Source organism: Nocardioides sp. (assembly GCF_030655615.1).
GTDB lineage: Bacteria > Actinomycetota > Actinomycetes > Propionibacteriales > Nocardioidaceae > Nocardioides.
Genome location: NZ_JAURVJ010000169.1, coordinates 1 through 6,692, shown reverse-complemented (window position 1 = coordinate 6,692; position 6,692 = coordinate 1). Strand labels below are relative to the sequence as shown.

6 protein-coding genes are annotated in these 6,692 nt (G+C 68.1%); 4 read left to right on the top strand and 2 right to left on the bottom strand.

The window, feature by feature from the left end:
• A partial coding sequence (gene rpoC, locus Q7T52_RS13965) for a DNA-directed RNA polymerase subunit beta' (protein WP_304803482.1) occupies nt 1–2,967 on the top strand: 2,967 nt, incomplete at its 5' end.
• A gap of 9 nt (nt 2,968–2,976) precedes the next feature.
• Nucleotides 2,977–3,585 carry a TetR/AcrR family transcriptional regulator gene (locus tag Q7T52_RS13960; protein ID WP_304803480.1) on the top strand — a complete coding sequence of 203 codons (609 nt, stop codon included), beginning with the start codon at nt 2,977–2,979 and terminating at the stop codon, nt 3,583–3,585.
• A 66-nt stretch (nt 3,586–3,651) separates the two neighbouring features.
• On the opposite strand, the gene Q7T52_RS13955 is transcribed toward Q7T52_RS13960, so the two are convergent.
• On the bottom strand, nt 3,652–4,014 hold the full coding sequence (locus Q7T52_RS13955; protein WP_304803479.1) for a hypothetical protein: 363 nt from the start codon (nt 4,012–4,014) through the stop codon (nt 3,652–3,654).
• A 49-nt stretch (nt 4,015–4,063) separates the two neighbouring features.
• Nucleotides 4,064–4,567, bottom strand: a complete 504-nt coding sequence (locus Q7T52_RS13950; protein ID WP_304803477.1) for an HAD domain-containing protein — start codon at nt 4,565–4,567, stop codon at nt 4,064–4,066.
• 244 nt (nt 4,568–4,811) lie between these two features.
• On the opposite strand from Q7T52_RS13950, the gene Q7T52_RS13945 reads away from it, so the two are divergent.
• Together Q7T52_RS13945 and Q7T52_RS13940 are read left to right on the top strand one after the other, a co-directional pair.
• Nucleotides 4,812–5,477 carry an HAD family phosphatase gene (locus tag Q7T52_RS13945; RefSeq protein WP_304803476.1) on the top strand — a complete coding sequence of 222 codons (666 nt, stop codon included), beginning with the start codon at nt 4,812–4,814 and terminating at the stop codon, nt 5,475–5,477.
• Nucleotides 5,474–6,692, top strand: a 1,219-nt coding sequence (locus Q7T52_RS13940) for a sedoheptulose 7-phosphate cyclase (RefSeq protein ID WP_304803474.1), incomplete at its 3' end; no start/stop codon positions are given. The genes Q7T52_RS13945 and Q7T52_RS13940, both read left to right, overlap by 4 nt.

Here is a 6,692-nt window from a genome sequence, read left to right as displayed (position 1 = left end):
CTCAACGACCTCTACCGCCGCGTCATCAACCGCAACAACCGCCTCAAGCGGCTGATCGACCTCGGTGCGCCGGAGATCATCGTCAACAACGAGAAGCGGATGCTCCAGGAGGCCGTCGACGCACTGTTCGACAACGGTCGCCGTGGTCGCCCCGTGACGGGCCCGGGCAACCGTGCGCTCAAGTCGCTCTCGGACATGCTCAAGGGCAAGCAGGGCCGGTTCCGTCAGAACCTGCTCGGCAAGCGCGTCGACTACTCCGGCCGTTCCGTGATCGTCTCCGGTCCGTCGCTCCAGCTGCACCAGTGTGGTCTGCCGAAGCTGATGGCCCTCGAGCTGTTCAAGCCGTTCATCATGAGCCGCCTCGTCGAGCGCAAGTCCGCGCAGAACATCAAGGCCGCCAAGAAGATGGTCGACTCGGCGCTGCCCGAGGTCTGGGACGTCCTCGAAGAGGTCATCCACGAGCACCCGGTGCTCCTCAACCGCGCGCCGACGCTCCACCGCCTGGGTATCCAGGCGTTCGAGCCGAAGCTCGTCGAGGGCAAGGCCATCCAGGTCCACCCGCTCGTCTGCGGCGCGTTCAACGCCGACTTCGACGGCGACCAGATGGCCGTCCACCTCCCGCTCGGCGCCGAGGCGCAGGCGGAGGCCCGGATCCTGATGCTCTCGAGCAACAACATCCTGTCGCCGGCCCACGGTGCCCCGCTCACGACGCCGACCCAGGACATGGTCCTCGGTCAGTACTACGTGACGTATGGCCCCGAGGAAGAGGAGCTCCTCGAGCTCTCCGGCAAGCTGGGCACCGATGCCTGGCCGAAGGACACGGCGCGCCCGCACGTCTTCCGCTCCGCGCAGGAGGCCGAGCTCGCCGTCGACTTCAAGGTCGTGAAGATCCACGACCTCGCCGAGTACCGCCCGAAGGGGCACACGGGGCACCTGCTGACCACGGTCGGCCGGATCATCTACAACGAGCGCATCGAGCGGGCCCTCGCGGTCGCCGTCGGTGAGGGCTTCGACTCCGCGGGCCACGTGTTCGTGAACAAGTCGATGAAGAAGAAGGACGCGGTCTCGATGATCGACGGCCTCATCCAGAACTACGGCGCGACCACGGTCTCGCTCGTCCTGGACGCCTTCAAGGACATCGGCTTCGAGTACGCCACCCGCGCCGGCATCACCGTGTCGAAGAACGACGTCGTCACGCCGCCGAACAAGGGCGAGATCCTCGCGAGCTACGACGCTCGCGTGGCCGACATCCAGGACCAGTACGACATGGGTCTGATCACGGAGGTCGAGCGCAAGGAAGCGGTCGTCGCCCAGTGGAACGCGGCCACCGACGAGGTCGGTGACGCGATGGCGGAGCACCTCGACGTGCTCAACCCGATCTACATGATGGCCAACTCCGGCGCTCGTGGTTCCTTCAAGCAGATCCGCCAGCTGGCAGGTATGCGTGGCCTCATGGCCAACCCGAAGGGCGAGACGATCGAGCGTCCGATCAAGGCCAACTTCATGGAAGGCCTCTCGGTTCTCGAGTACTTCATCTCCACCCACGGTGCCCGTAAGGGACTCGCCGACACCGCCCTGCGTACGGCCGACTCCGGGTACCTCACCCGTCGTCTGGTCGACGTCTCGCAGGACGTCATCATCCGCCTCGAGAACTGTGGTGCCGACGACGGCATCGAGCTCCCGCTGTTCGTGGACGGGGGCCAGCCGAACGAGAACCTCGTCGGTCGCTTCCCGCTCACCGATCTCGGCAAGGGCGCCGAGCATGCGAAGAAGGGCAACGAGATCACTCGCGCCCACCTCGCGCAGCTCGTCGCCGACGCCGGGGAGGACACGACCGCGCAGGTCGGCGTCCGCTCCGTGCTGAAGTGCCGTGCGGAGTCCGGGCTGTGCCAGCACTGCTACGGCCGCTCGATGGCCAGCGGCAAGACCGCGCAGATCGGCGACTCGGTCGGCATCATCGCCGCCCAGTCGATCGGCGAGCCGGGCACGCAGCTCACCATGCGTACGTTCCACACCGGTGGCGTCGCCGGCTCCGACATCACGTCGGGTCTGCCGCGCATCGTCGAGCTCTTCGAGGCTCGTAAGCCGAAGGGCGTCGCGAAGATCGCCGAGACCGACGGTGTCGCCACGATCGAGGAGACCGACAAGGCCCTCACCGTGGTCATCACCGACGAGGCAGGCGAGGAGCACCGTCACGCGTTCCCGCGTCGTACGCGCGTGTTCGTCGAGCATGGCCAGACCGTCAAGGCCGGCCATCAGCTCAACGAAGGCTCGCTGTACCCGCACGAGCTGCTGGCGATCCGCGGACGCACCGCGACCGAGCAGTACCTCGTCGGCGAGGTGCAGAAGGTCTACAAGCAGCAGGGCGTCGACATCAACGACAAGCACGTCGAGGTGATCGTGCGTCAGATGATGAAGAAGGTCCGCGTCGACCAGAAGGGCGACACCGACTACCTCCCGGGGCAGTTCGTCGACCGCTACGAGTTCGCGGACGTCAACGAGCAGCTGCGCAAGGACAAGAAGGAGACGGCGGCCTACGAGGACGTCATCCTCGGCATCACGAAGGCCTCGCTCAACACCGAGTCCTTCCTGTCCGCGGCCTCCTTCCAGGAGACGACCAAGGTGCTCACCGACGCTGCCCTCGAGGGCAAGCGCGACAACCTGGTCGGCCTCAAGGAGAACGTCATCATCGGCAAGCTGATCCCGGCTGCGACGGGCCTCAAGGAGTACCGTCGCATCGAGATCGAGCCGAATGAGCCGCTCCCGCGTGCTATTGATGACCTCGGCCTCCTCGACGAGCACGAGATCGCTGCTGAGCTTGGGCTCGGCGACGACCTCGGCGACCTCGGGGCGGCCATCGGCGAGGACCTCTCGGCCCTCGAAGACATCGGCGCCGGACTCGGCGGTGACCCCGGGTTCGCAGACGAACTCGCACAGCTCGACATCGAGCCAGAAGGCGGAAGGTAAAAAAACACTATGGCTAGTTCCCCCGATAGCCAGGTTCGCGAACATCCAGCAGCTGCGTATCACGCGCGGCGACGCTCGGAAGTCGACGCGAAGATCCTCAAGACCGCACGCGACGTGCTCAACAACGAGGGCCTTGCGGCCCTCACCGTTGAGCGCGTCGCCGCGGACTCAGGAGTAGCGAAGACCACGATCTACCGGCGCTTCAAGCACCGGCTGGATCTCGCGACCGCAGCAGTGGCCGAACTCCCGGAGGTCTTCGACGACACCGGCAGTGGCGTCGAGATCCACGAGTGGCTCCGTAACCTGGTCCAGGGCGTTTCCTGGACCATGCAGACGCGAGCCGCCGAGGTGATCGGCGCAGGTCTCATGTACCGACACGACGAGGAGTTCAACGAGCTCTACAAGGAGCGCGTGGTCGAAGCTCGCGCCGCAGCCATCCGGCCGCGGCTCCAGCAGGCCATCGACGAAGGCGAGATCCGGTCCGACGTGGACCTGGAGTTCATCCTCTCGCTCCTCGCCGGCGTCGTCGTAGGCAGCCACCTCAATGGCACCTACAAGGACGAGGCCTGGATCGACAGCATGATGACCCTCATCTGGGGAGCCATCTCCCCGGCCTAGGTCTCGGCCTCAGCCGACCACGCTTCACGGGCGCTCCTTCGGGGGCGCCCGTCTGCGTTCCGGGGCCTACCGCGTGAGCGCGGCGTTCGGGTGGTGCGGCACGGGCTCGGGGTGCAGTTCGGTCCACTGCACGATCCGCGAGGTGAGGCGCTCGTAGGCGGCTGCCGGCGCGTCCGGCTCGGCGAGGGCATGGAGGTCGGCCTTGATCTCGTCCTGTTCGGAGAGTTGGAACACCCCGGAGCCGAGGAGGATGTCGCCGATGAAGGCGCACATGATCGCGTGGTCCTCACACCACGCGGTTCCGTTCGCGGCATCGTGGCGGAGCGCGTCGACGACCCGCATCAGCTCACCCTGCACCGTCGGTGCCTGTCGGTCGTCGCCCTTGACGTACTGCGCTCGGAGGTCGTTCGCTTCGTCGGAATGGGTCATCGGGACACCGTAGTCCCGAAACAGGGTCCCCCGAAACGGGCCGCCCCGGTCAGGCGGGCGAAGTCGCTTGCCCGGCGAAGTCGATCAGCTGCACGAGGTGCGCCGCCGTGAAGCCGGTGTGGGGCTCGGTCTCGACCAGGAGCGTCGGCACCCCCGCGGCCATCCTCGCCGCGGCCCAGCGGTGGCACTCGTCGTTGAGGGCGTCGTCGATCCACGCCACGGGCCGACCCGCGCTGAAGGCATCGATGGCCTTGAGCTTCCAATGGGCGTTGCCCCGGCCCGGGTTGCGGTCGAAGTACACGACGGGCAGCGGCCCGGGCACGCCGAGCAGACGCGGCAGGTGGTCGTTCGCGCGGTCCTCCCAACCGGTGCACCAGACGAGCTCGAAGTGCTCGGCCGCCTCGTGCAACAGCGTCGCGGTCTCGGTCGCGAGGTAGTAGGGGAACCCCTCGATCAGGTGCCATACACCTGCGGGCGGCTCGGCCCCGAGGTTGAAGAGCGCGAGGACCCCGTCGACGTCGACGAGCAGGATGGGGCGCGGCGACTCGGGCATCCGTTGCATTGTGGCGGAGCCCGCCGCCGCGGCGGGCGGCCCTCCGCGCCGTTCGATCGAGCGCGCCCTACGGATCACCCGAGGGCCTGCGCGGGGGCGAGACTGGCGCGCGCGGCTCATCGCCCCCAGCCCGCCCGGTACTGACCGGGGCGGGCCACCGGCGGCGCCGGTCCGCCCGATCGAGCCCGACGTACGACCGTCCAGATGGGCTCAGCCGGATGGCGATGGCCCGGAAAGGAACACGATGCCGGCACTCTTCTTCGGCTCCATCGGCACCCTCGCCGACACGTCCGAGCTACAACGCGAGGCGTTCAACCGCGCCTTCGCGCAGCACGGACTCGACTGGTCTTGGGACCAGGACACCTACCGCGGGCTCCTCGCGAAGAGCGGCGGCGCCGACCGCGTCGCGGAATACGCCGCCGAGCGTGGTGACGAGGTCGATGCGGATGCCGTCCACCAGACGAAGTCCGAGATCTTCCGGACGCTCCTCGCCGAGTCGCCTGCCCCGCTGCGGGCCGGCGTGCGCGAGGCCGTCGAGCAGGCCAAGGCCGAGGGCTACAAGGTCGCCTTCGTGACCACGACGGACGCCGCGAACGTCGAGGCGATCCTGCAGACGGTCGAGGGCCTGGACGCCGGCGACTTCGACCTGATCGTCGACGCCTCCCAGGTCGACCAGGCCAAGCCCGACCCGTCCGTCTACGCGTTCGCGCTCCGCGAACTCGGGGAGGAGGCCGGCGGCGTGATCGCGGTCGAGGACAACGTCGGGGGCGTCGAGGCCGCGAACTCGGCCGAGGTCGCCGTTGTCGCGTTCCCCGGCGAGAACAACGCGGGTCACGACTTCCGCAAGGCCGACACGGTCGTCGGTGCGCTGGAGTTCGCCCACCTCGCGAGCCTGGTGCGTGCCGCATGAGCGCTACCCGAACCCAGCACGCCGGTGGGGTCGACGCCACCTTCACCGCCGACGAGCGCGGCTTCTCCGTGCGCGGCGTGGAGCGCATCGACTTCGACCTGACGTACGTCGACGGGGTCTTCTCGCCGGAGAACGGTCAGGTCGCCGAGGCGTTCGCCCCGTACGGTCGCTGCCTCATGGTGATCGACGACGCCGTCCTCGAGCTCCACCGCGACGACATCGCGACCTACTTCGAGACCCACGGCCTCGACCTGCAGCTCGTTCCCGTCGCGATCGCCGAGACCGAGAAGACCCTGGCCACGCTCGAGACCATCATCGATGCGTTCGACGCGTTCGGGCTCGTCCGCAAGGAGCCGGTGCTCGTGGTCGGCGGTGGCCTGACGACCGACGTCGCCGGGCTCGCCTGCTCGACCTACCGTCGCGGGACGAACTACATCCGGATCCCGACGACCCTCATCGGGCTCGTCGATGCGAGCGTGGCCATCAAGGTGGCCGTCAACCACGGGCACCTCAAGAACCGGCTCGGCGCCTACCACGCCTCCCGCCAGGTCCTCCTCGACTTCTCGTTCCTGAAGACCCTTCCGCCGGCGCAGCTGCGCAACGGCATGGCCGAGCTCGTGAAGATCGCGGTCGTCGGCAACCGGGAGATCTTCGAGGATCTCGAGCAGTACGGTGAGGCGCTCCTGCGCACCCGTTTCGGGTACCTGGGCGACGGCGACGCCGACCTCGCGGCCGTCGCCCACCGGGTCACGTACGCGGCGATCCGCACGATGCTGGAGCTCGAGGCACCGAACCTCCACGAGCTCGAGCTCGACCGCGAGATCGCCTACGGGCACACCTGGAGCCCCACCCTCGAGCTGGCTCCGGAGCCGCCGATGCTGCACGGCCATGCCGTGAGCGTCGACATGGCCCTCTCCGCCACCCTCGCGGCCCGCCGTGGCTACATCAGCGAGGCCGACCGCGATCGCATCATCGGCCTGATGAGTGGCCTGGGTCTCGCGATCGACAGCGCCTACCTCACCCCGGAGCTGCTCGAGAAGGCGACGACGTCGATCATCCAAACCCGCGACGGCCTCCTGCGGGCCGCCGTCCCGAAGCCGATCGGCACCTGCCACTTCGTCAGCGACCTGGCCGACGGCGAACTCGTCGAGGTGCTGGCCGAGCACCGGGCGCTCGCGGCGACGTTCGCGCGCGAGGGCGACGGCGAGGAGATGT